The 22,596-nt window shown below is 73.2% G+C and carries 19 protein-coding genes; 8 read left to right on the top strand and 11 right to left on the bottom strand.

What is annotated here, in order from left to right; all coding sequences use genetic code 11:
* Together nadA and DEI86_RS15715 are read right to left on the bottom strand one after the other, a co-directional pair.
* A partial coding sequence (gene nadA, locus DEI86_RS15720) for a quinolinate synthase NadA (protein WP_111050137.1) occupies positions 1 to 1,289 on the bottom strand: 1,289 nt, incomplete at its 3' end.
* Positions 1,289 to 2,002 carry an NUDIX domain-containing protein gene (locus tag DEI86_RS15715; RefSeq protein ID WP_111050136.1) on the bottom strand — a complete coding sequence of 238 codons (714 nt, stop codon included), beginning with the start codon at positions 2,000 to 2,002 and terminating at the stop codon, positions 1,289 to 1,291. The genes nadA and DEI86_RS15715, both read right to left, overlap by 1 nt.
* Positions 2,003 to 2,167: 165 nt before the next feature.
* Here DEI86_RS15715 and DEI86_RS15710 point away from each other — a divergent pair, with 165 nt between their 5' ends.
* From DEI86_RS15710 to DEI86_RS15695, 4 genes are all read left to right on the top strand, one after another.
* The gene (locus DEI86_RS15710) at positions 2,168 to 2,449 is read left to right on the top strand and encodes an acylphosphatase (protein WP_258376583.1); all 282 of its coding nucleotides are present in this window, start codon (positions 2,168 to 2,170) and stop codon (positions 2,447 to 2,449) included.
* A gap of 23 nt (positions 2,450 to 2,472) precedes the next feature.
* Positions 2,473 to 3,630, top strand: coding sequence for an MFS transporter (locus DEI86_RS15705; RefSeq protein WP_220037918.1), 1,158 nt, complete (start codon positions 2,473 to 2,475; stop codon positions 3,628 to 3,630).
* Between the two features lie 80 nt (positions 3,631 to 3,710).
* Positions 3,711 to 5,207 (top strand): DHA2 family efflux MFS transporter permease subunit, encoded by a 1,497-nt coding sequence (locus tag DEI86_RS15700; RefSeq protein ID WP_111050135.1) that lies wholly within the window; start codon positions 3,711 to 3,713, stop codon positions 5,205 to 5,207.
* Positions 5,208 to 5,355: 148 nt separating this feature from the next.
* Positions 5,356 to 6,603: an FAD-binding protein gene (locus DEI86_RS15695; protein ID WP_111050134.1), complete on the top strand. Its 1,248-nt coding sequence runs from the start codon at positions 5,356 to 5,358 to the stop codon at positions 6,601 to 6,603.
* 1,122 nt (positions 6,604 to 7,725) lie between these two features.
* On the opposite strand, the gene DEI86_RS15685 is transcribed toward DEI86_RS15695, so the two are convergent.
* The 8 genes from DEI86_RS15685 to DEI86_RS15650 form a co-directional block, all read right to left on the bottom strand.
* Positions 7,726 to 8,238: a 2'-5' RNA ligase family protein gene (locus tag DEI86_RS15685; RefSeq protein ID WP_111050132.1), complete on the bottom strand. Its 513-nt coding sequence runs from the start codon at positions 8,236 to 8,238 to the stop codon at positions 7,726 to 7,728.
* A gap of 14 nt (positions 8,239 to 8,252) precedes the next feature.
* Positions 8,253 to 9,155 carry an alpha/beta fold hydrolase gene (locus DEI86_RS15680; RefSeq protein WP_111050131.1) on the bottom strand — a complete coding sequence of 301 codons (903 nt, stop codon included), beginning with the start codon at positions 9,153 to 9,155 and terminating at the stop codon, positions 8,253 to 8,255.
* Positions 9,156 to 9,176: 21 nt separating this feature from the next.
* Entirely contained in the window at positions 9,177 to 10,211 is a 1,035-nt protein-coding gene (locus tag DEI86_RS15675; protein WP_111050130.1) for a glycoside hydrolase family 16 protein, read from the bottom strand.
* 93 nt (positions 10,212 to 10,304) lie between these two features.
* On the bottom strand, positions 10,305 to 12,137 hold the full coding sequence (locus DEI86_RS15670) for a hypothetical protein (protein WP_111050129.1): 1,833 nt from the start codon (positions 12,135 to 12,137) through the stop codon (positions 10,305 to 10,307).
* Positions 12,134 to 14,122, bottom strand: a complete 1,989-nt coding sequence (locus DEI86_RS15665) for a glycosyltransferase family 2 protein (protein ID WP_220038538.1) — start codon at positions 14,120 to 14,122, stop codon at positions 12,134 to 12,136. Before DEI86_RS15665 ends, DEI86_RS15670 begins: the two co-directional genes overlap by 4 nt.
* Positions 14,119 to 15,504, bottom strand: coding sequence for a lipopolysaccharide biosynthesis protein (locus DEI86_RS15660; protein WP_111014087.1), 1,386 nt, complete (start codon positions 15,502 to 15,504; stop codon positions 14,119 to 14,121). Before DEI86_RS15660 ends, DEI86_RS15665 begins: the two co-directional genes overlap by 4 nt.
* The gene (locus tag DEI86_RS15655) at positions 15,501 to 16,559 is read right to left on the bottom strand and encodes a glycosyltransferase family 2 protein (protein WP_181439820.1); all 1,059 of its coding nucleotides are present in this window, start codon (positions 16,557 to 16,559) and stop codon (positions 15,501 to 15,503) included. The genes DEI86_RS15660 and DEI86_RS15655 overlap by 4 nt, the downstream gene beginning before the upstream one ends.
* A complete protein-coding gene (locus tag DEI86_RS15650) occupies positions 16,556 to 17,413 on the bottom strand; it encodes a glycosyltransferase family 2 protein (protein ID WP_111011649.1) in 858 nt (285 codons plus the stop codon). Before DEI86_RS15650 ends, DEI86_RS15655 begins: the two co-directional genes overlap by 4 nt.
* Positions 17,414 to 17,948: 535 nt before the next feature.
* Here DEI86_RS15650 and DEI86_RS16665 point away from each other — a divergent pair.
* Complete coding sequence (locus DEI86_RS16665) at positions 17,949 to 18,113, top strand: hypothetical protein (RefSeq protein WP_181434970.1); 165 nt, start codon at positions 17,949 to 17,951, stop codon at positions 18,111 to 18,113.
* Positions 18,114 to 19,121: 1,008 nt separating this feature from the next.
* Here the strand turns inward: DEI86_RS16665 and DEI86_RS15645 are convergent.
* Positions 19,122 to 19,355, bottom strand: a complete 234-nt coding sequence (locus tag DEI86_RS15645; RefSeq protein WP_111011648.1) for a hypothetical protein — start codon at positions 19,353 to 19,355, stop codon at positions 19,122 to 19,124.
* Positions 19,356 to 19,659: 304 nt separating this feature from the next.
* Between DEI86_RS15645 and DEI86_RS15640 the strand changes: the two genes are divergently transcribed.
* From DEI86_RS15640 to DEI86_RS15630, 3 genes are all read left to right on the top strand, one after another.
* On the top strand, positions 19,660 to 20,613 hold the full coding sequence (locus DEI86_RS15640) for a MetQ/NlpA family ABC transporter substrate-binding protein (protein WP_111050127.1): 954 nt from the start codon (positions 19,660 to 19,662) through the stop codon (positions 20,611 to 20,613).
* A 100-nt stretch (positions 20,614 to 20,713) separates the two neighbouring features.
* Positions 20,714 to 21,802: a methionine ABC transporter ATP-binding protein gene (locus DEI86_RS15635; protein ID WP_111050126.1), complete on the top strand. Its 1,089-nt coding sequence runs from the start codon at positions 20,714 to 20,716 to the stop codon at positions 21,800 to 21,802.
* Positions 21,799 to 22,470 (top strand): methionine ABC transporter permease, encoded by a 672-nt coding sequence (locus tag DEI86_RS15630; protein ID WP_111050125.1) that lies wholly within the window; start codon positions 21,799 to 21,801, stop codon positions 22,468 to 22,470. Before DEI86_RS15635 ends, DEI86_RS15630 begins: the two co-directional genes overlap by 4 nt.
* Positions 22,471 to 22,596 lie beyond the last annotated feature (126 nt).

The raw sequence follows: 22,596 nt of genomic DNA, 5'->3' as shown, positions 1-22,596 counted from the left end.
AGGGGGCGAGCGGGCGCGAGGGGGCGGGGGCGTGCGGCGAGCATGCGCTCGAGCGCGACCCGCGCGTCGGCCGCGATGTCGTCCGGGACGCGGACCTCGTTGAGGACCTCGCCGCGGACCAGCGCCTCGAGCACCCATGCGAGGTAGCCCGGGTGGATCCGGTACATCGTCGAGCACGGGCACACCACGGGGTCGAGGCAGGAGATGTCGTGCTGCGGGAACTCGGCCGCCAGCCGGTTCACCATGTTGATCTCGGTGCCGATCGCGAAGGTCGTGGGCTCCTCGGCCGCGGCGACGACCTTGCGGATGAGGTCGGTGCTGCCGGCGACGTCCGCGGCGTCGACGACCTCCATCGGGCACTCGGGGTGCACGACCACGACGACGTCGGGATCGGCGGCGCGCGCCTGCTCGATCTGCTCGACGGTGAACCGGCGATGCACGGAACAGAACCCGTGCCACAGGACGACCTGGGCCGCCTGGAGCGTTGCGGCGTCGTTGCCGCCGAGCGGCTTCCGGGGGTTCCACATCGGCATGCGGTCGGTGCTGACCCCCATCGCCTTCGCGGTGTTCCGCCCGAGGTGCTGGTCCGGGAAGAACAGGACGCGCTGGCCGCGCTCGAACGCCCACTCGAGGACGGTCGCGGCGTTCGAGGACGTGCAGACGATGCCGCCGTGACGACCGCAGAACGCCTTGAGGTCCGCCGCCGAGTTCATGTAGGTGACCGGGATCACCGGCACGCGGCCGTCGGCGTCGGGCTCGGTGCCGTACAGGAGTTCGAGCTGCTCCCAGGCCGCCTCGACGCTGTCGATGTCGGCCATGTCCGCCATCGAGCACCCGGCGGCGAGGTTCGGCAGGATGACGTGCTGCTCGGGGCGGGCGAGGACGTCCGCGGTCTCGGCCATGAAGTGCACGCCGCAGAACACGATCGCCTCGGCGTCGGGACGGGTGAGCGCGGCGTTCGCGAGCTGGAAGGAGTCGCCGAGGAAGTCCGCGTGTCGCACGACCTCGTCGCGCTGGTAGAAGTGCCCGAGCACGACGACCCGATCACCGAGGGTGGCCTTGGCGGCCTCGATCCGGGCGTGCAGCTCGGCCTCCGGCGCGGTCCGGTACTCCTCCGGGATCACGCCCTGGCGCGGCGCCGAGGTGGGGATGAGGTCGGACATCGAGGACCCGGGTCCGTAGCCGGGCCGGGCATCGAAGGTCCAGGTGGGAGCGGCGAGGTCGGGCGTGCAGGTGCTGCCGGCCGCGCGACCGTTCGAGATGAGGTCGATGGTGGTTGCGATGGACATCAGGTTCCCGTCGGTGGTGCTGGGGGCCGGTCGGATCCGAGGGGCCCGTTGTCGGCGAAGGCGAGGAGGGGGTTGGAGCGGTACAGGCGCGCCGGCCGGTGACGGCCTCCCGAGGACAGCTCGTCGGTCGCGACGATCGCGTCCGACTGGGCCACCTGCCGGCGGAAGTTCGCCGGGTCCAGGCGGCGGCCGAGGATCGCCTCGTGGACGCTGCGGAGCTCGGCGAGCGTGAACCGGTCGCCGAGGAACGCCTGGGCGATCCGCGAGTAGCCGACCTTGTTCCGCAGGCGCCACAGCGCGTAGTCGACGATGCGGTCGTGGTCGAAGGCGAGTCGTGGCAGGTGCTCGGCGAAGAACCAGCGGACGTTCCAGTCGTCGGGCACGCCGGGCGTCTCGTCGCCGCGGACGAGCGCCCAGTAGACGATCGAGACCACCCGGTCCGGCGATCGGTCGACGTCGCCGAAGGCGTACAGCTGCTCGAGGTACCGGGGCTGCACGCGGGTGGTCTCGAACAGCCGGGTGGCCGCGGACTCCTCGAGGCCCTCGTCGACGCCGACCCATCCACCGGGCAGCGCCCAGGTCCCCTCGAACGGCTCGGTCACGCGGCGGACCAGGGGCATCGCCAGCGCGAGATCGCCCGTCTCGGGGTGCCGTCGGAGCGCCACGATGACCGTCGACACGGCGACGCGGATGCCGTGGTCCGGTGTGGTCATCACGATCCTGGTCGATCGGGTTCTGGTCGGAGTGACCCGAACTGATGAGGTCAGTATGACCCGATCCCTCCGCCGGCGCGAATCGGCAGAGGTGCGGCTGGATCGTCACCGCGACGAAAACGAGCCGTGACGGCCATGAAACGCGCCGCTCCTACAGTGGGCGGCATGACACCGATCACGAGGATGCACGCCGTCGTGTCCGGATCGGTCCAGGGGGTCGGATTCCGCTACTGGACCGCACGGAAGGCGGACGGGCTCGAGCTCGCCGGGTACGCACGCAACCTGTTCGACGGGACGGTCGAGGTGGAGGCCGAGGGACCGGAGGCCGCGGTCGACACGCTCATGGAGCTCCTCCACGTCGGGCCGCCGTCGGCCACCGTCACCGACGTCGCGGTGCGCTCGGTCGCGCCCCACGCCGACAGCGGGTCGTTCGACATCCTGCACTGACGCCGCCGAGTACGGTCGGACGGGTGCCCGGACTCGTCGCCGCCGTCTACGTCTTCACCGCCGTCATGATGGGGACGACCATCCCGACGCCGCTGTACCCGACCTACGAGGCGCACTTCGGGTTCGGCAGCGCCGCGACGACCGTGCTGTTCGCGGTCTACGCCGGTGGCGTGATCCTCGCGCTCGTGCTCGTCGGCCGCCTGTCGGACACGATCGGCCGACGACCGGCGCTCCTCGTCGGCATCGTGCTGTCCCTGCTCTCGGCGGGGCTGTTCACGGTCGGCACCCCCGAGTGGCTCCTGTACGCGGGGCGCGTGCTCTCGGGGTTCTCCGCGGGCATCTTCACGTCCACCGCCACGGTCGCGGTGCTCGAGGCCGCCCCCCGGGGCCGCGAGAAGCTCGCCGGAGCGCTCGCCACCGCGGGGAACATCGGCGGGCTCGGACTCGGCATGCTCATGGCGGGCGTGGTCGCGACCGTCACCCCGTGGCCCCTCCGCGCGCCGTACGTGGTGCACGCCGGACTGCTCGTCATCGCGGGGTTCGCCCTGCTCACGATGCGCGAGACCGCCGGTGAGCGGACGCCGTTCCGGCTGCAACCGCCGCGCGTCCCGTCGGAGACCCGGTCGGTCTTCGGCGCGGCCGCCATCGGGGCGGTCACGGGGTTCGCGGTGTGCGGGCTGTTCTCGTCGATCGCGCCGAACTTCGTCGGCACGGTCATCGGGGTGCACTCGCCCGCGGTCGTCGGGACCGTGACGTTCCTGCTGTTCGGCGCCTCCGCGGCGGCGCAGGTGTCGCTCCGTCCCCTCTCGAACCGGGCACTCGTCCTCGTCGGGACCGTCGGCCTCGTCGTCGGCATGGCGGTGCTCGTCGTCGCTCTGCTCGCCGCGTCGCTGCCCACCCTCATCGCGTCCGCAGTGCTCGCCGGGGCCGGGCAGGGCCTCCTGTTCATGGCGGGCCTCCGGACCGTCACGGGCGCCACGGCGGCAGCGGACCGCACCGCGACGACGACCACGTACTTCGTGGTGGCGTACCTGGCGATCGCCGTCCCCGCCGTCGCGGCGGGGCTGCTCAGCCATGCCGTCGGACTGACCGCGACGGGCGTGGTGTTCGCCGCCGCGGTCGTCGTCGGGACGCTGCTCGGGCTGTTCCGGCTGCGGTCGTTCGACGCGGTCGCGCGCTGAGCGTCGCCGCGCTGGCCCCGGGCTCCCCGGACGTCCAGCTGACCCTGTCCGATGTCACAGGAGGCCGCTAGCCTCGGTCCATGGCCGATCCCGACGCCGCCACCCTGATCACCAGCGCTCGTTCCGACCCAGCCGGGCCGTCGTCGACGTCCCCGGCGACCGCGCGCCTGGTCATCGGACTCCTGCTCGTCTCCGCGTTCGTCGTCATCCTGAACGAGACGATCATGGGCGTGGCCCTCCCGCGGCTCATGACGGACCTGGACATCAGCGCGACGACGGGGCAATGGCTCACCACCGGGTTCATGTTGACCATGGCGGTCGTGATCCCGATCACCGGGTTCCTGCTCGAGCGGTTCCCGACGCGGCCCGTGTTCACATGGGCGATGAGCCTGTTCTCGGCGGGCACCGTGATCGCCCTGCTCGCGCCGGGGTTCCCGGTGTTGCTCGTCGGCCGGGTCGTGCAGGCGAGCGGAACGGCGATCATGATGCCCCTGCTCATGACGACCGTGCTGACACTCGTCGAGCCGCAGCGCCGTGGCCGCGTGATGGGCAACATCTCGATCGTGATCTCGGTGGCGCCGGCAATCGGGCCCACGATCTCGGGGCTCATCCTGCAGTCGTTCACATGGCGGTCCATGTTCGGTTTCGTCCTCCCGATCGCGCTCGCGGCCCTGGTCATCGGGCTCCTCAAGGTGCGGAACGTCTCCACGCCACGACGCGTCCCACTCGACGTCGGGTCCGTCATCGTGTCCGCGTTCGCCTTCGGCGGGATCGTGTACGGCCTGTCCAGCATCGCGACGATCGGCAGCGGGGGCATCTGGGCTCCCGTCATCGCGCTCACGGTCGGACTCGTCGCGCTCGTGGGGTTCATCGCGCGGCAACGGTCCCTGCAGCGACGGGACCGCGCGCTGCTCGACCTGCGGACGTTCCGGGTGCGGACGTTCACCATCGCGATCATCGCCATGTGCATCGCGATGATCGCCATGTTCGGCACGCTGATCCTGCTGCCGATCTACCTCGAGACCGTGCTCGGGCTGCCCGTCCTGCAGGTCGGTCTGCTGCTCCTGCCCGGCGGGCTCGTCATGGGTCTGCTCTCGCCGGTGGTCGGGCGGCTGTACGACCAGCACGGCGCGCAGGTGCTCGCGGTGCCGGGCGCAGTCCTCGTGAGCGTCGTGCTGTGGATGTTCACGATGCTCAGTCCGACCACGAGCGTGTGGTTCGTGCTCGCGGCGCACGTGCTCCTCAGCATCGGGCTCGCGCTCACCTTCACGCCGTTGTTCACCGCGGGACTCGGTGGACTCACGCCCGACCTGTACTCGCACGGGTCGGCGCTGCTCGGAACGGCTCAGCAGCTGGCGGGGGCTGCGGGGACTGCCCTCTTCGTCACCCTCATGGCGATCGGCACCGCTGCCGCGGGTGGGGGCGCGAGCTCGGCGGTCTCGGTCGATGCGACCGCAGCCGGCGTCCGGACGGCGTTCCTCGTCGGCGCGATCATCTCGCTGTTCGGCATCGCCGCCTCCGCGATGGTCCGCAAGCCGGAGCTCGCGCCGGGCCTCGTGCCGTCGCCCACGCACTGACCCTCGGACCGACCGACCGACCGACCGACCGACCGACGCGCTGCGCTGCGACCGACACGCGACCGACACGACCCGTCTGTCCGTCTGACCGACGGGTGCGACGGGTCGGACGGACCGACGCCTCCCGTCGCATGAGAGGGTGACCCCCATGGGCGCGATGACGAGCGAGCTGAACTGGGCGGGCACCTACATGTACACCGCCGAGCGCATCGAACGCCCCACCTCGATCGAGGCCGTGCAGGAACTCGTGTCGGGAGCCGAACGGGTGCGCGGCATAGGCACCCGCCACTCGTTCAACGACGTCGCCGACGGACCGGGCGTGCTCGTGGACGTCACGGCGATCCCCGCCGACCTGGAGATCGCGCCGGACCGCCGGACGGTGACGCTCGGCGCCGGCACGCGGTACGGCGACGTCGCTCCCGCGCTCGACGCCGCGGGTCTCGCGCTCCACAACATGGGCTCGCTGCCGCACATCTCGGTCGGAGGCGCCACCGCCACCGGAACGCACGGCTCCGGCACCCGCCTCGGGTCGTTGTCGTCAGCGGTCGCCGGTCTCGAGTTCGTCGGCGGGGACGGCACGCTGCACCGGATCGTCCGAGGCGACCCGGAGCACGCGGGCGCGGTGCTCCACCTGGGCCTCCTCGGGGTCGTCACCCGGATCACACTGGACGTCGAGCCCGCCTACCGGATGCGCCAGGACGCATACGGCGCGATCCCCTGGACGGCGTTCCTCGGGTCCGTGCGCGAGGTCTTCGCCGCCGGGACGAGCGTGTGCTGCTTCACGAACTGGGACGGCACGGTGCGCGAGGTCCTCGTGAAGACGCGGATCCCCGACGGCGCCGACGACGTCGCCGTGCCCGAGGCCATCGTCGGCGCACATCGCCTGCCGCCGCTACCGGGTGACGACCACCGCACGGCCCGCGACGGCACGCCCGGACCATGGTGGGACCGCCTCCCCCACTTCACCGTGGGCACGGTGCCGTCGGTCGGGTCCGAGATCCAGAGTGAGCACTTCGTGCCGCTCGACCGGGCCGCCGAGGCACTCGACGCCGTCCACGCGCTCGGCGACCGCATCCGCCCGCACCTCCACGTCGCGGAGCTCCGGACCACCGCTCCTGACGACCTGTGGCTCAGCCCCGGTCAGGGGTCCGCGACGCTGTGCATCGCGTTCACCTGGCGTCGTCACGTCGACGAGGTCGCCGCGCTGCTGCCGGACATCGAGGCCGCGCTCGTCCCGTTCGATGCACGGCCCCACTGGGGCAAGATGTCGTCCCTCGGGCCGGATGCCATCGCGGCGCTCTACCCACGGCTCCCCGCGTTCCGGTCCCTCGTCGCCCGGATCGACCCGGAACGGCGGTTCGCGTCCGCGTTCGGCGAGCGCGTCCTCGGGGTCTGACGCGCCTCCCGGCCCGGCCTCGGTGGCCGGGCCGCACCCGTTGTCCCGGCGTCACGTGCCGCTCGTCGGCACCGCGCCTCCTGTCCGGTCGCGCCCGCCGCACCTCCGGTCCGGTCGCGCCGCGCCTCCCGTCCGGTCGCGCCGCGCCTCCGGTCCGGTCGCGCCGCGCCTCCGGTCCGGTCGCGCCGCGCCTCCGGTCCGGTCGCGCCTCCCGTGCCGCGCCTCCCGCCCTGCCGGCACCGCGCCTCCCACCCTGCCCAGTCCCGTCCCGTCCCGTCCCGTCCCGTCACATCCCGACCGTCGATGAATCAGGAAATCGGCGCGAATGGCGAAGCGCCCCCTCAACGGCGACGCCGTCTTCCTGCGTTCTCGACACGACAGCGGAGCGAACCGTGCGCAGCGCACGATCGCAGCGCACGGTCGCAGCGGACGATGGAAGCGCCCGGGAGGAACGGCACCCGCCTCAGGGCCGCAGCGACCCGTCGACAACGCAGGAACCCAAGCCCGGAGCAGAGCCCTCACCCCACCCGCGACGCCGTCTTCCTGCGTTCTCGACACGACAGCGGAGCGAACCGATCGCAGCGCACGGTCGCAGCGCACGGTGGCAGCGGACGATGGAAGCGTCCGGGAGCAACGGCACCCGCCTCGGGGCGGCAGCGGCCCGTCGACGACTCAGGAAAATGGTGCCGCTGCAGGGACCCGACCCCGAGTGAACGCGGTCTTCCTGCGTTGTCCACGTGGCAGCGGAGCGAACGGGAGAAGCCAACGGACGGGACGGCCGGACGGGGTGGGCGGACGGAACGGACCGGAGCAACAGCAGCTGCCTCGAACCCCAGCGCCCCGTCGACAACGCAGGAACGCAGGTCCGGAGCGGAGGCCCGGCGCCGCCGGAGACGGCCTCTTCCTGCGTTGTCGACACACGCGGTCACACAGCCGGGAGTCCGCGCGGTCACGCGGTTACGCGTTTACGCGGTCACGCGGTCGCGCGGTCCCGCGGTCGCGCGGTGAGGCAGCCGCGGCCACGCGGTCACGCGGCCACGCGGCCACGCGGCCACGCGGCCACGCGGCCACGCGTTTACGCGGTCGCGCGGCCGCGCGGTCAGGCAGCCGCGCGGTCGCGCCTCACACACCGGTGAGGGGCGTCACCACCCGCTCGTCCCCGTCCCAGAACCGGACGCCGGCGACCGCGCCGAACTCGGGCACGGGGACCGCCGCGAGCGCGGAGACCGCGGCGGGGAGCGCCTCGGGCGGCAGGCGTCGCGCGATGGTGACGTGTGGCGACCAGGCGTCCGGCAGGCTCGTCGGGAGGCCCCCGGGTACGACCTCGTGGACGCGGCGGTGGAACGCGCCGAGTGCCTCGGACACGACGACGGCGCGCACGAGCACGAACCGCCCGCGGGCGGCCGGGAACAGGGTGAGACCGCCGAACCGCACCTCGGCAGGGTGGGTGGCGGCAACGGCCGGGAGGCACGGCACCGGTTCCAGCGTCGGCCCGGCCACCAGGGTCACGTGCGGCCGGTTCGACGGGCTGTCGTGGAGCGCGAGGCTCGGGAGCCCCGCGTCGACCAGGGCCCGCCATCCGGCACGGAGGGCACCGTCGGTGGCGTCGTCGAAGACGAGCTCGATGCTGCGCACGGTGCGGGGGCCCCTCAGGCGCCGGTGGCGCGGCCCACGCGGTCGAGGTGTGCGCGGACCGCGGCGGCGACGGCGACGGGGTCCTCACGCTGGACGAAGTGGCCCACGCCGGGGAGCTCGACGAGGTCGCGTCCGCTCGCGAAGGACGCCTCGTTGCCCCGGGCTGCGGGCAGGGTCTCGCACCCGTCGGCCGTGCCGATGAGGAAGGTCGTCGGCACCGTGATCGCCGGCCACGCGTCGAGGAGCGCCTGGGTCGAGGCGTACCGGGGCGAGCCGGGCGCCTCGCCCGCACCGTGTCGGTAGTAGTGCACGACGTCGGCGGCGAACTCGTCCGTGTCGAACGCCCCGAGCATGGCCTGCTCCTCGGTGGGGTCGAGCCGGAGCGAGGGGGACCAGTTGGCCCAGGCCCATCGGACGAGCGCGGTGGGGTCGGTGCGGAAGGCCCGCGCGCCGGCCTCGGTGCAGAGCCAGTACCGGTACCAGGCGACCGCGGCGTCGTCGAGTCGTTCCGCGGCGCTCAGGTGTCCCCGGTCCCCGTACGGCGTCGCGATCGTGACGAGTCCGGTGAGTCGCTCGGGAGCGAGCACGGCGACGGCGTGCGCGGCCCTGGCGCCCCAGTCGTGCCCGACGAGCAGGAACCGATCGAGTCGGAGCGCGTCGGCCAGGTCGAGGACGTCGGCGGCGAGCGCGGCGACCTGACCGGACCGGGCGTCAGCGGCGTCGTCACGGACCCGGCTCGCACCCACCCCGCGGAGCATCGGCCGGATCGCCCGGACGTCGTCGGGCAGGAGCGCGAGCACACCGTCCCAGGTCGCGGGCGTGTCGGGGAACCCGTGGAGCAGCAGGACCGGGGTGCCGTCGGCCGGTCCGTCGTCGTGGTACTCGAGGTCGGCGACGGGGGTCGACACGATGGGCATGCCCCGAGCCAACCACGATCGTCAGGCTCGGGAATCCACCTGGATCCAGTCGATGACCATCCGTGACGTCGTGGGGGTGGACGCGTCCGGCGGACCGGGCCAGTTCCCGCCGACGGCGAGGCTGAACAGGACGTCCATCGGCTGGTCGAACACCCAGCGCGTGGTCGGCGGAGCGGTGGAGCGGGTGATGCGCATCGCAGTGTGACCGTCGATGGCGGTCGTGATGCTGTCGGCGGTGCGCGACACCGAGTACACGTGGAAGCCGTCGCTCAGCGGGGTGCTGTGGTGGACGGTCGTGCTCGACGCGACGTCCTGGGTGTCCGAGGTGGTGCTCGGCGCGTGGACGGTGTGCACCGAGTCCGCGGTGGTGTTCGGCGTCTCGACGATGTCCACCTCACCGGCCGCGGGCCATCCGACGTGGTCGACGTCCGAGCCGAGCAACCAGAACGCGGGCAGGAGCCCCTGGCCGTCGGGCAGCTCGATCCGGGCGGACAGCGTGCCGGTCGTGAACGAGAACTTGCCGGCGGTGGTCAGCCGGGCCGAGGTGTAGGTCGGCGTGGCGGGGGTGCCCCCGACGTGCGCGGTGAGCACGAGGTGCCCGCTGCCGTCGAGCACGCCGTTCGCCGCCTGGTAGGTCTGCAGTTCGCCGTTGCCCCAGCCACCGGCCCCGGTCTGTGCGGTCCAGACGGACGGGTCGGGCGGAGACCCCGCGGTGCCGTCGAAGTCGTCGCGCACGACGCCGGACGGGCTCGGGGTCGAGGACGGTGTCCCGTTCGAGGTCGGCGCGGGCTGGGTCACCGGGTCTCCTCCTCGCGCCCGGACGGCCCAGGCGACGACGAGCGCCACGACGACCACCCCGGCGAGCACGACGATCCACAGCAGGGGGCGACGCCGCCGTGGGACCGAGATCGTGCGCCCGCCGTCCGAGGCACGCGCGAGCGCCGAACCCCCGTGCCGAGCCGTCCCGCCGTGTCGCGTGGTGCGGTCGCGGAGGGGCACGCCGCCGTGCTCGACGATCCGGGCGACGGGGAACGCGTCAGGTGTCGGGGTCGGCACGAGCGTCCTCCCACCGCCGCTCGGTGGCGGGAGCGCTCACGCGGTCGGCCGTCGCTGTCGGCAGCGCGGGGTCCGGACGACGCGCGATGGCGGTCACGAGGTCGTCCCCGTCAGCCGGTACAGCACCACGCCGGGCGCCGACACGACGGTGGTCCAGCGCGGGTCCGCAGCGATCTGTCCGCTGAGCCGCTGCAGCGCGCCGTGGGGGTACGTGCCGTTGTACTCGGCCCAGTCGACCATCTGGTCCGTGATGAGCATGTAGACCGGGCGCCCGCCGCCCCGGAGGGCCGTGGTGAGCTTCTGCTCGACGGCCGGGTCCCGGAAGGACTGTCCGGCCCACCCCGCCCAGGTCGTCATGCTCGCGTCGAACTGCGGGTCCACGCGCGCCTGGTCGACGTACTGCTCCGTCATCCGCCCGGGTCCGGCGGCGGCCGGCGCGAGGAGCTGGGACGGCACGGGCGCGGTCTCGAGCAGCTGCGTGCTGACGCTGAGTTCGGCCGGCGTCACGAGGTTGGAGAACCAGGCGCCGTAGACCGCCTGCCCGGATGCGAGCGACGCCACGACGACGGCGACCGCCGTCCCCGTCAGGGCGAGGCGACCGGCGAGCACGGCGCTCCTCGATCGACGGGCGTGGACCGCGCCTCCCGTCCGGATGTCGACGCGGCCCCGGACGCCCGCGCGGATGCACCGGACGAGCACCGGCGCGATGAGGACGGCGCAGCCGGGGACGGAGTACAGGAACACGCGGTAGATGGCCTCGCCGCCGTAGCTCTGCCCGGCGAGGAGCGCGAACGGCGCGAAGGCGACCACTGCCAGCCGGAGGGTGCTCCAGCGGCGGAGCCGTGTGCCGCCGAAGCGGTCGGGACGGAGCCCGGCCAGGACGAGCAACCCGGCCGATCCCCAGACGCCGAGGGACACCGCCCGCGCCGCGAGTGCCGTCACCGTCATGCCGATGCTGCCGGCACCGGTCGACACGGTCTGCGCGTTGGCGAGCGGGTCGAACGCCTGCCCCGTCGTGTACTCCTGCACGAGGTGCCAGTTGAGCAGCACCATGAGGCCGGCGAGGATCCCGAACGGGACGACGATCGTCCGCGGCCGGACCGTGCCGAGCACGCCGAACGCGGCCGCGACGACGAGCAGCCAGTACGGCGTCAACTGGTGGGACACCGCGATCGCGGCGAACAGGGGCAGGGTCAGCCACCCGAGCACCGGACGCGTGCGGCTGCGAACCAGGAGTGTGACGATGACGATCCCGAGGAGGAACGACACGGCCTGCGGAGACAGGTAGTCCTGGCCGACCCAGTTCGCGACGCCGACGATGAACGCGGCGGTGACGGCACTCAGTCGCGACGTCCCGAGGGACCGTGCGAGGGCGCCGACGGCGCCGACGAGGGCGATGTCCGCGCCGACCTCGAACCACTGCGCGATCGACACCGGCGAGATCCCCGTGGCGGTCGAGAACCACGCGATCGCCGCGAACACACCGGGCCACCCCGCGTAGATGTCGACCCCCGTGGCGACGTGCCCGTGGTGCTGGATCCAGTCGACGACCCCGAGGTGCTTGTAGGTCCAGCTGTAGATCGGCGCGCCGGCCCCGAGGGCGATCGGGAGGCGCATGCACAGCACCGACACGACGGTCGCCACCCACGCGTCCACGACGGAGCCCGACCGGACCGCGAGCACGAACCCGAGGCCGGACAGGCCGATCGCGATCGGCACGCCGGGCACGCCGGCGAACAGCAGCCCGAGGGTGGTGTGCGTCGCGGACGGGATCGCGGGGATCGACACCACCGCCACCACGAGTGCCGCCACGACGACGAGCCTGGTCGCCACGACGACGTGCGCGCGCGACCGCGGAACGGTGACGCTGGCGGACCGGAACCCGGTGGCCCGCAGGCCCGCGAGGAGGAGGGTCGGTGTCGTCACGACGAGGCTCCCTCCTCGGCGCGTCCGTGGCGGCGCACGGGACGCAGGCGGCCACGGACGACGGTGGCCCGTTCGGTGAGCCAGCGTTCGAACCGCGGGACCCTCGACCGATGGGCGGTGCGGCGTTCGGGTCGCCGTCCCGCGAGGACCCACCGGTCGAGGCCGCCGGCGGCGGTCAGGAGTGCGATCACGACGAGCGCCCCGTCCACGCCCCAGATGCCCGTGGCCGCCATGGCAGCGGTGAGGAGGATCGTGACCGCGATGCCCGTCGCGGGCACCACCACGACGGTCGTCGAGGGTCGCATGTCGATCCAGGTCCGCAGGGCCGCGCCCGGTCCGACGAGCACGAGGGCGCCGACGGCGATGCCGCGCCACCACTCCGCGGTGTCGGGCACGAGTGCGGTCAGCCCGACGAGGGCGACGAGCGCCGCGACGATGCCCCAGGGGGTGGGGCGTCGGATCGGCATGGTCGAGGCCGTGGCCGGCGCGCCGGCGTCGGTCACCGCGGTGCGCGACGCGGGGTCGAGGACGGTCGCTCCGTCCCACCGCTGCCGGAAGAACCGGGCGGGACCGAGCAGGACGCTCGCCAGTTCGAGCCGACCGACGCGGCGGACCTCGCGGGCGAGCTCCTCGTGCGTCGGGGTCGCGGCGAGCGCCGTGGGCTCGCTCAGGGCCGTCGCGGCGGTCGAACCGGCGGTGGTCGGAACGGCCGCGGCGGTCGAGCCCATCAACATCGCGGTCACACTGCCTGCGTGAGCGGACCCCACCGTCGGCGGCGGACTCGGGTCCGTGCCGCCGACGGCGTGTTCGGGTCCCTCCGCCAGCCCGCCGGCGCCTTTGCCGACGAGCCGGACGAAGGCCTGGGGCGCACGACGGGCAGCGCGGGCCGCCATGCGGGGCTCGAGGGCCACCTTCGTGAGCCACGCGCCGAGCCCGACGCCGTAGCCCTTCGCCTGCGATCGGAGCGCCGCCAGGTCGGAGCGGTGGCGGTGCCACACGAGCGCGGACGGGTCGACGACGAGCGCCCCGCCGGCGAACAGCACCCGGGTGAACACGTCGAGGTCCTCGCCGCCGCCCGTGCGGGTCCCGGCGCCGAACGCCGTGTCGAACCCGCCGAGCTCCAGAGCGGTACGCCGACGGAGGGCGAAGTTCGCGCCCGTGCCGAACTCGCCGACCGAGAACGGGAACATCGGCAGGTCGGCGGGCTGCTCGGCGAGCCGGAACTCGCGGCGACGCAGGTTCCGGGACCAGGACACTCGGTCGTCGAAGTACCGCTGCACCGGCGTCCTGAGTTCGCCGCTCGGCACGAGTCCCGACACGCACTCGACGTCCGGCGCGCTCGCGAAGGCGCGGGTGATCGCCGTCAACCAACCCGCATCGACCACGACGTCATCGTCCGTGAACGCGACGACGTCGCCCGTCGCGTGTCGGAGGCCCGTGTTCCGTGCGCTCGACAGCCCCGGGACCGCCTCGTGCACGAGGCGCACACGCGGGTCCGTGAACTCGTTCGCGATGACGTCCGCGGTGGCCGTCGTCGCGCTCGCGTTGTCCACCACGACGACGTCGAACGCCGGATGGTCGACCGCGAGCACGCTCCGCAGGGCGTCCCGGAGCTGGTCGGCCCGGTCGCGGGTGCAGATCACGACGGTCACGGTCGCCGCGGTGGTGTCCGGCGCCGAGGACTCCGCGCGTTCCGCGGCACCCCGGTCGAACCGCGCGGCCGCGTCGGCGAGCACCGGGATCGCGAGGCCCCCGGCCACGACCGGGACCTCGACGAAGCCGAGCACCGTGTCGCCGCGACGGACGAGGAGCCGGGCACCCCGGTAGCCCTCGGCGCCGTCGAGCCGCAGCACCTCGGTGTCCCGGGCGACGGCGTCGTCGAGCTCGCGGACGTCGAGGTCGCCGACCCAGAGTGCGCCGGCCCACACGGGAGGAACGGGGCTCGTCATGGGGCGGTGCAGCACGCGGTCGGTTCCGATGGTCACGCGGCGCCTCCCGCGATCGGGGCGGGCGAGGCGACGGCGCTGTGTCGGCCCGTGCCCGGCGCGCGTCGGGCGCGGAGGAGCCCGACGAACCCGACCGTGGCGAGGCCGACCGTGGTGACGACCATCGCGATGGCCCCGCCGAGCGCGCCCCAGGCGCCGATGCACAGGATCGCGACGGGCACGAGGACGACGGTCGACGACGCGCTCACGACGAGGACCGCGGTGGTGCGGTGCAGCGATCGCTGCATGGACCCCCACACCTCGTACGCCGTCCGCAGCACGGAGCCGATCGCGAGCGTGCTGAGCACCGCCACGCCGCCGGCGGCGACGTAGTAGTGCCCGAGGAGACCGAGGACGAACGGCGCGAGCGCGACGAGGGCGACCACCCCGAGCCCGACGATGGTCACCACGGCGAGCCAGGTGCGGAACGCGAGCGCGCCCGCCTCGCTGCGGTTCGTGGACGCGTGGGTCGCCATGGAGGTGCCGATCGCGATGACGACGAGGTCGAGCACCTGCCCGATCTGGAAGCACAGCGCGAACAGGGCGCCCTGCGCGCTGCCCGCGACGGTCGTCACGAGGAACGGCATGATGAGCACCCCACCGAGGTACAGGCCGTTCGCGACGCCGACCCGGCCCGCGAAGGCCGCGAACCGGCGGAACGGCCGCTCCTCGTCGGTGGACGCGGGAGCGACCTCCGGGCCCGGCTCCGCGGCGTTCCCGACGACCGGGACGAACGTGCGCATCCTCCGGGGGATCAGGATCCCGTAGGCGACGACGAGCGCCCCGGCCGCCGGGAGGACCGCGGCGACGAGCACGGGGTTGCCGACCGCGCCGACCAGTGCGACGAGCACCGGGATGAGCGCGAGCTTGGCGAGGTTGACCGGACCGTTCATCGTCAGGTTGAGCCGGGCACCACCGAGCGAGGTGAGGACCGGGTCCTTGAGGACGAACAGCGTCCACACGACGCTCGAGAGCGTGACGCCGAGCACGACCGACCACGCGGGGGCGGCGGGGTCGACGAACCGGACGACGAGCACGCCCGCGACGACCCCGGCGGCCGTCGCGACGAGCACCGCGGTCAGGACGCCGACGCGGTAGAGCGGTCGGCGCCAGCGACGCAGCCCCGGCAACATGACGAGCAGGGCGTCCCCGATCCCGGACGCCGCGACCTGCGCCGCGGCCGTGAAGATCGAGAAGATCGCGGTGTCGACGCCGAGCTTCCCCGGCGGGATGATCCGCGCCGCGACCACCCAGAACACGAACCCGGAGGCGCTCGTCACGGCGTAGCCGGCGAGGATCCAGATCGAGTCGAGCGTCACGCGACGACCGATGGTCGTGCGTGCCGGCGTCGACACGGCGGGGGTGAGGACCTGGTCGCTCACCCGGACACCACCTCGCCGCGGAGCTGCGAGGCGGACGGGTGTCGCGCCTCCAGACCGACGGACGGGAGGGCCGGAACGGATGACGCGGGTCCGGTCACCATGGGGACGGACGGGAGGACCGTGGCGGCACCGAGCGTCGGCGTCGCCCGTGCCGCGCGGAGGTACCCCGCGATCGTCGCCGCCGCCATGAGGGCGATCGCAGCGATGCGGCGCGCACCACCGCGCCCCACCTGGCCGAGTTCGCGGACGAGGGCGGCGGGCAGCACGTGCGCGGCGTAGGCGGTCTCGCTGGACAGGGCGTCCTCGCGGCCGAGCTTGCGGCCCAGGATCGCCTTCGAGATGCCCTCGTGGTAGCTCCGACTGCGGACGTACGACCACGTGGCGCGGTCGGCGCTCACCCGGTGGTGCACGACGGCTCGGGGGTCGAGCAGGATGCGCGCCTCCGGGTCCTGCTGCCGGAGGCGGATGCAGAGCTCCGTCTCCTCGCCGCCGAGCGGGACCGCGCCGACGCGACCGGTGTCGGTGTCGAAGCCGCCCGCGGCCAGCGCCGGACGACGCCGGAACGCCATCGAGCAGCCGAGGACGTTGCGGACCTCGGCGAGCTCCTCGGGGAGGCCGCGGTGGCTGCAACCGACGATCCAGAGGAGTTCGTCGGGGTACATCGCCGAACGGGCACCCGCGGGCCAGACCGGCTCCGCCCGCCCGCCGACCGCGATCACCTTCGGGTCGGTGAACGGGGCGACGAGATGACGGAGCCAGTCCTCGGCCGCGGTGGCATCGTCGTCGAGGAACGCGACGACGTCTCCGTACGCGACGTGCATGCCGGTGTTCCGAGCACCGGACAGACCCTGGGGACCACGGTTCGCCACGACCGTGAGGTGCGGCCAGCGCGTCTGCGTCATCCGGAGGAGCTCCGGCTCGTGGTCGATGACGACGACGACCTCGGTGGCCTCCGGCTGGAGGAGCGCGGAGTCGACGGCGTCCTGGAGGTCACCCCACCGTCGCTGCGTGTACGCGCAGACGACGACGCTGACGGCGGGGTTCCACACCGTCACGCGACGTCCCGACGCTGACGCGCCGGCACCGCGATCGCGCCCCCGGCGGGGTGCACCGATCTGGTCCTCGCGGCGGTCCGGGCGACGCGGCGAGCGGCCAGGCCGCGCGTGCGCTCGTCGAGGATCGTCTTGAGCACGCGGAAGCCGTCCGACACGGCGTTGAGGTTGCTCTCGCCGTGGATCCGCAGTCGTTCGACGCTCGGGACCTCGACGACGGCCAGGTCGGCGAACGCGATCCGGCAGTTGATGATCGTCTCGATCTCGAACCCGTCACCCCAGAGCATCCGACCGTCGGCCGCGGGCGCGGCGTCGACGGCGGGCAGGTCGAGGTGCGGGAGCACGGACCGCCGGAACGCGTTGAAGCCGTAGCACAGGTCCGTGTAGTCGGTGCCGAGCAGCAGGTTCGTCAGGACGTTGAGCCCGGCGTTCCCCACGCGACGGACGCCGGTGATGTCCTCGCTGCCACCGCCGAGGCGGAAGCGCGAGCCCTTGGCGACGTCGGCCCCGGCCACCAGCGCCTCGACGAAGCGCGGGATCTCGGTGGGGTCGGCGGAACCGTCGGCGTCGAACATGACGATGACGTCACCCGTCGCCACGGCGAAACCACAGGCGAGGGCGTTGCCCTTGCCGCGCCGGGTCTGGGACACGACGCGGATGTCGGGCATGACGGCCTTCGCGGTCGCGGCGGTGCCGTCGATCGAGTCGCCGTCCACGAGGATGACCTCGTGCACCGGCGGCAGGGTGGGCAGGACGAGCGCCAGGTTCTTCGCCTCGTTCCGTGCCGGGATGACGATGCTGATCGTCGGTTCCGCCGGGATCGGGGCGTTGAGGGGCGCAGGCAAGTTCGGGTTCATGCTGTGTCCACTTTTCGGGTTCGGGTGACGACCGGCCTCGGGAGCCGGTCTGGACCCCTCCGTGATCGACCCGCACCGACGGGTCGGTACGGCCGGCCAGGGAAGGGTCGGCGAGGGCAGCCTTCTGCCCTCGTGGTGCAGCGTGGATCAACGTCGACACGGTCGGCGGTTCGGGTTCGGGTTCTCGGGTGAGCAACCGACCGGCCGGAGCTGATCCTCGCCACCCTCGGGTAAGGGTGGTGGTGAGCAGGAACATACGCTCCCCGCCCCCGAGGGACAAGAGCCCTCTGTCCACCCTGCGCGGTCGGGGTACACGCGGGTCGGCGTCTGCGGCACCGGGCCGGACTCCTGGAGGACGGGCGCGGTCCGGGCTCCTCACGGACGGGGAGCGACCGTTCTCCGGGAACCCCCATGAGCACCCGAGTTGTCCCCCGATCGCCCCCCGATGAGGGGCGAGTCCGGCGGATAGGATCGACAACGGCCGACCTGGTCGAACCATCCGCCCCGCCCAGTTCCACCACGCCCGGAGGACCCGATGGCACGTCGCGACGTCGACCCCCGCGAGCGGTGCGTCTGCGGACACGAGCGGCAGGCCCACGAGCACTACCGGCGCGGGACCGACTGCGCGCTGTGCGGCGCGGCGACCTGTGGCCGGTTCCGTGGCACGGGCGTCATCGTGGTCGCGATCGACGGACCCTGACCTCGGACCGCTCCGGCTTTGTACCCCGTTCGGGGCGCTTCCGAGCTCGTCCTGCACCCCTCGGCAGCGCCCGGAGGACGCGCGTTCTCCGGGAGCCGGGGGACGCGCTCGAGCCGGCCCGGGCCGCCCCGTCGCGTGCCCCGTTCTGGGGTCGTCTCCCTGGGTCCGTTCACATGCTCGTTACCCGGGATGCGGGCCCGCCCGTGGTGCGGCCGCGCGCGGCGTGGGCGCGCGGGGCGCGCGCCCGCGGCGTGGGCGGGCGAAGCGTGGCCAGCCCCCGTCGCTGGTCGACGAATCAGGAGGATCGTGCGGAACCCGCGCCGCGCCTCCCGGCCCGGAGGCGCGGTCCTGAATCGTCGACAGGCACCGGTGTGCAGGCGCGCACCAGCGCGCACCCACCCCGGACCGGCGCTGGCCGGTGCTCGCCGCGGCGGCACCGGCCCGCGCCGACCCCGGCCCGCGCCTCCTCCGTCGACGAATCAGGAGGATCGTGCGGAACCCGCGCCGCGCCTCCCGACCGGGAGGCCCGGTCCTGAATCGTCGACAGGCACCGGTGTGCAGGCGCGCACCCGCGCGCAGCCGCCCGGACCGGCGCTGGCCGGTGCTCGCCGCGGCGGCACCGGCCCCCGCTGACCCCGGCCCGGCCCTCCTCGGTCGACGAATCAGGAGGATCGTGCGGAACCGGCACCGGGCCTCCCGACCGGAGGCCCGGTCCTGAATCGTCGACAGGCACCGGCGTGCAGGCGCGCACCCGCGCGCAGCCGCCCGAACCGGCGCTGGAGGGCCCTCGCCGCGACGGCACCGGCCCGCGCCGACCCCGGCCCGCGCCTCCTCGGTCGACGAATCAGGAGGATCGTGCAGAACCCGCGCCGCGCCTCCCGACCGGGAGGCCCGGTCCTGAGTTGTCGACCGATCCCGGCGGGCGCGGACGGAACACGCCGCGGCCCGCGGCACCGCAGCTGCCCGCTGCGGTCAGGCGGCCCGCTGCGGTCAGGCGGCCCGCTGCGGTCAGGCGGCGGACGCGGTGGCGACGGACGGGACGGACCGCGCGGGGCGGACGTGCGTGAACGCCGCCCAGATCGCGGCGACGTCGGCGGTGCGCTCGAAGTCCTGCGTCGCGTGGTACTCGCGTCGCACGAAGTCGACGAAGGCGGTGGTGGTCGTCGGGTCAGCGGCGCGCGCGGAAGCGGCAGCGACGAGCTGGGTGCGGAACGGTTCCGTGAGGGTGGGGACGAACGGCATCGGTCTTCTCCGGTGTGGGCCCGAGGGACGGGCGGGGCGGTGGGCTGGATCATCGTGCACCGCCGTCGCGGGCCGGCCAAGTCCCCCGTTCGTGGAGCGCTCACCCGAGGGACACCGCCCAACCCGCGCTCGCCCGAGGGACACCGCCCGCCCCGCGCTCGCCCGAGGGACTCCGCCGTAACACGACGGAACGCGAGTGGACCCTCCCCACGGGCGCCTGCACAGTGGAGCCACGTTCTGCCGCAGCACCGGCCGGAACGCAGCAGCACGACGCACCACCGCACACCGAGCACCAGGAGCACCGATGTCCGCCGCACCGACCCTTCCCGACCGCCCCCGCCGCCGACGCCCCCTCGGCTGGATCATCGCCGCGATCGTCGTCGTCATCGCGATCATCGTCGCGATCGTCGTCGCCGCCACCCGAGGCGGGGACGACACCGCGTCGTCGGGTTCGTCCTCCGCGGCGCCGAGGACCGTCACGATCGGCGTGGCCGACAAGTCCCTGCCCTACTGGGCGACGTACACCAAGCTCGCGAAGTCGCGACTCGACGTGACGGTCAAGCTCGTCAACTTCTCGGACTACAGCCTCCCGAACCCGGCGCTCAAGCAGGGGCAGGTCGACCTCAACCAGTTCCAGCACATCCAGTACCTGGCGAACTACGACGTGACGGCGCACGACACGCTGCAGCCGATCGGCGCGACCGCCGTGTACCCGCTGCCGCTCTACTCGACGACGGTCAGCAAGCCGTCGGGGTTCCGTGACGGCGCGAAGATCGCGATCCCGAACGACGCCATCAACGAGGCCCGGGCGTTGCTCGTGCTGCAGTCCGCCCACCTGTTGGAGCTCCGGGACGGCGGGAGCGCGTTCTCGACGACGGCCGACATCACGTCGCACAAGGTCGACGTCACGACGGTCGACGCCTCGCAGACGGCGAACGCGCTCCAGAACGGCTCGGTGGACGGCGCCGTCGTGAACAACAACTACGCGACCGCCGCGGGCCTGTCGAAGCACGACGCGATCTACCAGGACGACCCGTCGAGCACCTCGGCGGCCCCGTACGTGAACGTGTTCGCGGCGCGCAAGGCGGACGTCCACGACGCGACGTACCTCGCGTTGGCCAAGCTGTTCCACGACAGCGCCGTGCAGAAGGTGTTCCTGAAGGACTACCCGGACGCGGTCGTGCGCTCCACGTCGGCGGCCGAACTGCAGCACGAGTTGCGGTCCGTCGAGCAGGACGCGAAGGCCGCACAGGGCTGACCCCGTCGGCCCTCCGGCCCACCAGCCGGGAGGCCCGCCCCACCCCGGGCGCGCACGGTCACGAGCCGTGCGCGTCCGCCCGTCCCCACCGGAAGGACCCATGCCCGCGCTCGTCCGCCTCGAGGCCGTCTCGAAACGCTACGTCCGCCGCGACCACGACGACCCCGTGGTCGCGGTCGACGACGTCACCCTCGACGTGGAGGAGGGCGAGGTCCTCGGCATCATCGGCTACTCCGGTGCGGGCAAGTCCACGCTCGTGCGGCTCGTCAACGCGCTCGAGCTGCCGACGTCGGGACGGGTCACCGTCGCCGGTCAGGAGCTCACGAGCCTGCCGGAACGCGACCGGCGTCAGGCCCGACGCCGCATCGGCATGATCTTCCAGCAGTTCAACCTGTTCCGCTCGCGCACGGTCGCGGGCAACGTCGCCTACCCCCTGCGCGTCGCCGGGGTCCCCCGCGAGGAACGGGACCGCCGGGTGGCGGAGCTCCTCGACTTCGTCGGTCTGCTCGACCGCGCGCACGCCTACCCCGAACAGCTGTCGGGCGGGCAGAAGCAGCGGGTCGGCATCGCCCGGGCGCTCGCCACGAACCCACCGCTGCTCCTCGCCGACGAGGCCACGAGCGCGCTCGACCCCGAGACCACCACCGAGGTCCTGTCGTTGCTCCGCCGCGTGAACCGCGAGCTCGGGGTGACGATCATGGTCATCACCCACGAGATGGACGCAGTCCGGCAGATCGCCGATCGCGTCGCCGTCATGGAGCGCGGCCGCGTCGTCGAGGTCGGCGACGTGTACGACGTCTTCTCGGCGCCGGGCACCGAGGCCGCGCGTCGATTCGTCCGATCGGCGCTGCACGACCGGCCCTCCGCGGCGACCCTCACCCGGCTCCGCGACCGCCACCCCGGCCGGCTCGTGACCGTGCGGATCACGGACGAGCACGGCCTCCAGGCGCGGATCGACGCGGTGTTCGCCGCGGCCGGCGTCGGAGCGGAGCTCGTGTACGGCGGTGTCAGCGAGATCCGCGAGCGCCGCATCGGCGCGCTCACCTACGAGCTCTCCGGCGCGGACGCCGCGGTCGACCGCGCACTCGCGGCACTCCGGCAGGCAGGGGTCACCGCGGACGAGGAACGACCGACCGCCCCGACACCGGACATCGCCGACGGCCCGACAACGGAGGAGGCCCGCTCATGACCACCGGACTGCAGGGGTTCCTGACGACGATCGACGTGTACCTGTCCTCGATCCGGGACACCCTGGTCATGTCGCTCGTCTCGTTGGTCGTCGCGGGCGTCATCGGGCTCGCGCTCGGCCTGGCCCTGTACGCCACTCGACCGGGCAACCTGCTCGGACACCGCGGCGTCTTCACGGTCCTCAACGTCGTCGTGAACATCGTCCGGCCGATCCCGTTCGTGATCTTCCTGGCCGCCGTCGCACCGTTGTCCCGAGGCGTCGTCGACACCACGATCGGGGTGCCCGCGGTGACGTTCGCGATCTCCCTCGCGGCGGCGTTCGCCGTGGCCCGGATCGTCGAGCAGAGCCTCGTGTCCCTCGACCCGGGCGTCGTCGAGGCTGCGCGGTCAACCGGCGCGCACCCGCTGGCGATCGTGCTGACGGTGCTCATCCCCGAGGGACTCGGGCCGCTCGTGCTCGGCTACACCTTCATCTTCGTCGGCATCGTCGACATGACCGCGCAGGGCGCCCTGGTCGGCGGGGGCGGCCTCGGCGAGTACGCGATCACCTACGGGTCGCAGCGCTACGACTGGTGGATCGTGTACATCTCGGTCGCGACGATCGTCGTCATCGTGCAGCTCGGCCAGTTCGTCGGGAACCGGTTGGCGCGGGCGACGCTCCGGCGCTGACGGCGGACGGGAGGGCCGGGACCGGTCCGCACCGCGCCTCCCGACCCGGCGTCGACGGACGGGAGGTCCGGGACCGGTCCGCACCACGCCTCCCGGCCCGGCGTCGACGGACGGGAGGTGCGGGAC

Source organism: Curtobacterium sp. MCBD17_028, assembly GCF_003234875.1.
Classification (GTDB): Bacteria; Actinomycetota; Actinomycetes; order Actinomycetales; family Microbacteriaceae; genus Curtobacterium.
The sequence above is the reverse complement of the archived record's forward strand: the minus strand, read 5'-3'. Positions and strand labels throughout refer to the sequence as shown.

What these genes read in the sequence shown, in the direction of transcription:
- DEI86_RS15715 (WP_111050136.1), bottom strand. Translation starts at nt 2,002, where the DNA reads ATGACCACACCGGACCACGGCATCCGCGTCGCCGTGTCGACGGTCATC.
- DEI86_RS15710 (WP_258376583.1), top strand. Translation starts at nt 2,168, where the DNA reads ATGACACCGATCACGAGGATGCACGCCGTCGTGTCCGGATCGGTCCAG.
- DEI86_RS15700 (WP_111050135.1), top strand. Translation starts at nt 3,711, where the DNA reads ATGGCCGATCCCGACGCCGCCACCCTGATCACCAGCGCTCGTTCCGAC.
- DEI86_RS15695 (WP_111050134.1), top strand. Translation starts at nt 5,356, where the DNA reads ATGGGCGCGATGACGAGCGAGCTGAACTGGGCGGGCACCTACATGTAC.
- DEI86_RS15680 (WP_111050131.1), bottom strand. Translation starts at nt 9,155, where the DNA reads ATGCCCATCGTGTCGACCCCCGTCGCCGACCTCGAGTACCACGACGAC.
- DEI86_RS15650 (WP_111011649.1), bottom strand. Translation starts at nt 17,413, where the DNA reads ATGAACCCGAACTTGCCTGCGCCCCTCAACGCCCCGATCCCGGCGGAA.
- DEI86_RS16665 (WP_181434970.1), top strand. Translation starts at nt 17,949, where the DNA reads ATGGCACGTCGCGACGTCGACCCCCGCGAGCGGTGCGTCTGCGGACAC.
- DEI86_RS15645 (WP_111011648.1), bottom strand. Translation starts at nt 19,355, where the DNA reads ATGCCGTTCGTCCCCACCCTCACGGAACCGTTCCGCACCCAGCTCGTC.
- DEI86_RS15640 (WP_111050127.1), top strand. Translation starts at nt 19,660, where the DNA reads ATGTCCGCCGCACCGACCCTTCCCGACCGCCCCCGCCGCCGACGCCCC.
- DEI86_RS15635 (WP_111050126.1), top strand. Translation starts at nt 20,714, where the DNA reads ATGCCCGCGCTCGTCCGCCTCGAGGCCGTCTCGAAACGCTACGTCCGC.
- DEI86_RS15630 (WP_111050125.1), top strand. Translation starts at nt 21,799, where the DNA reads ATGACCACCGGACTGCAGGGGTTCCTGACGACGATCGACGTGTACCTG.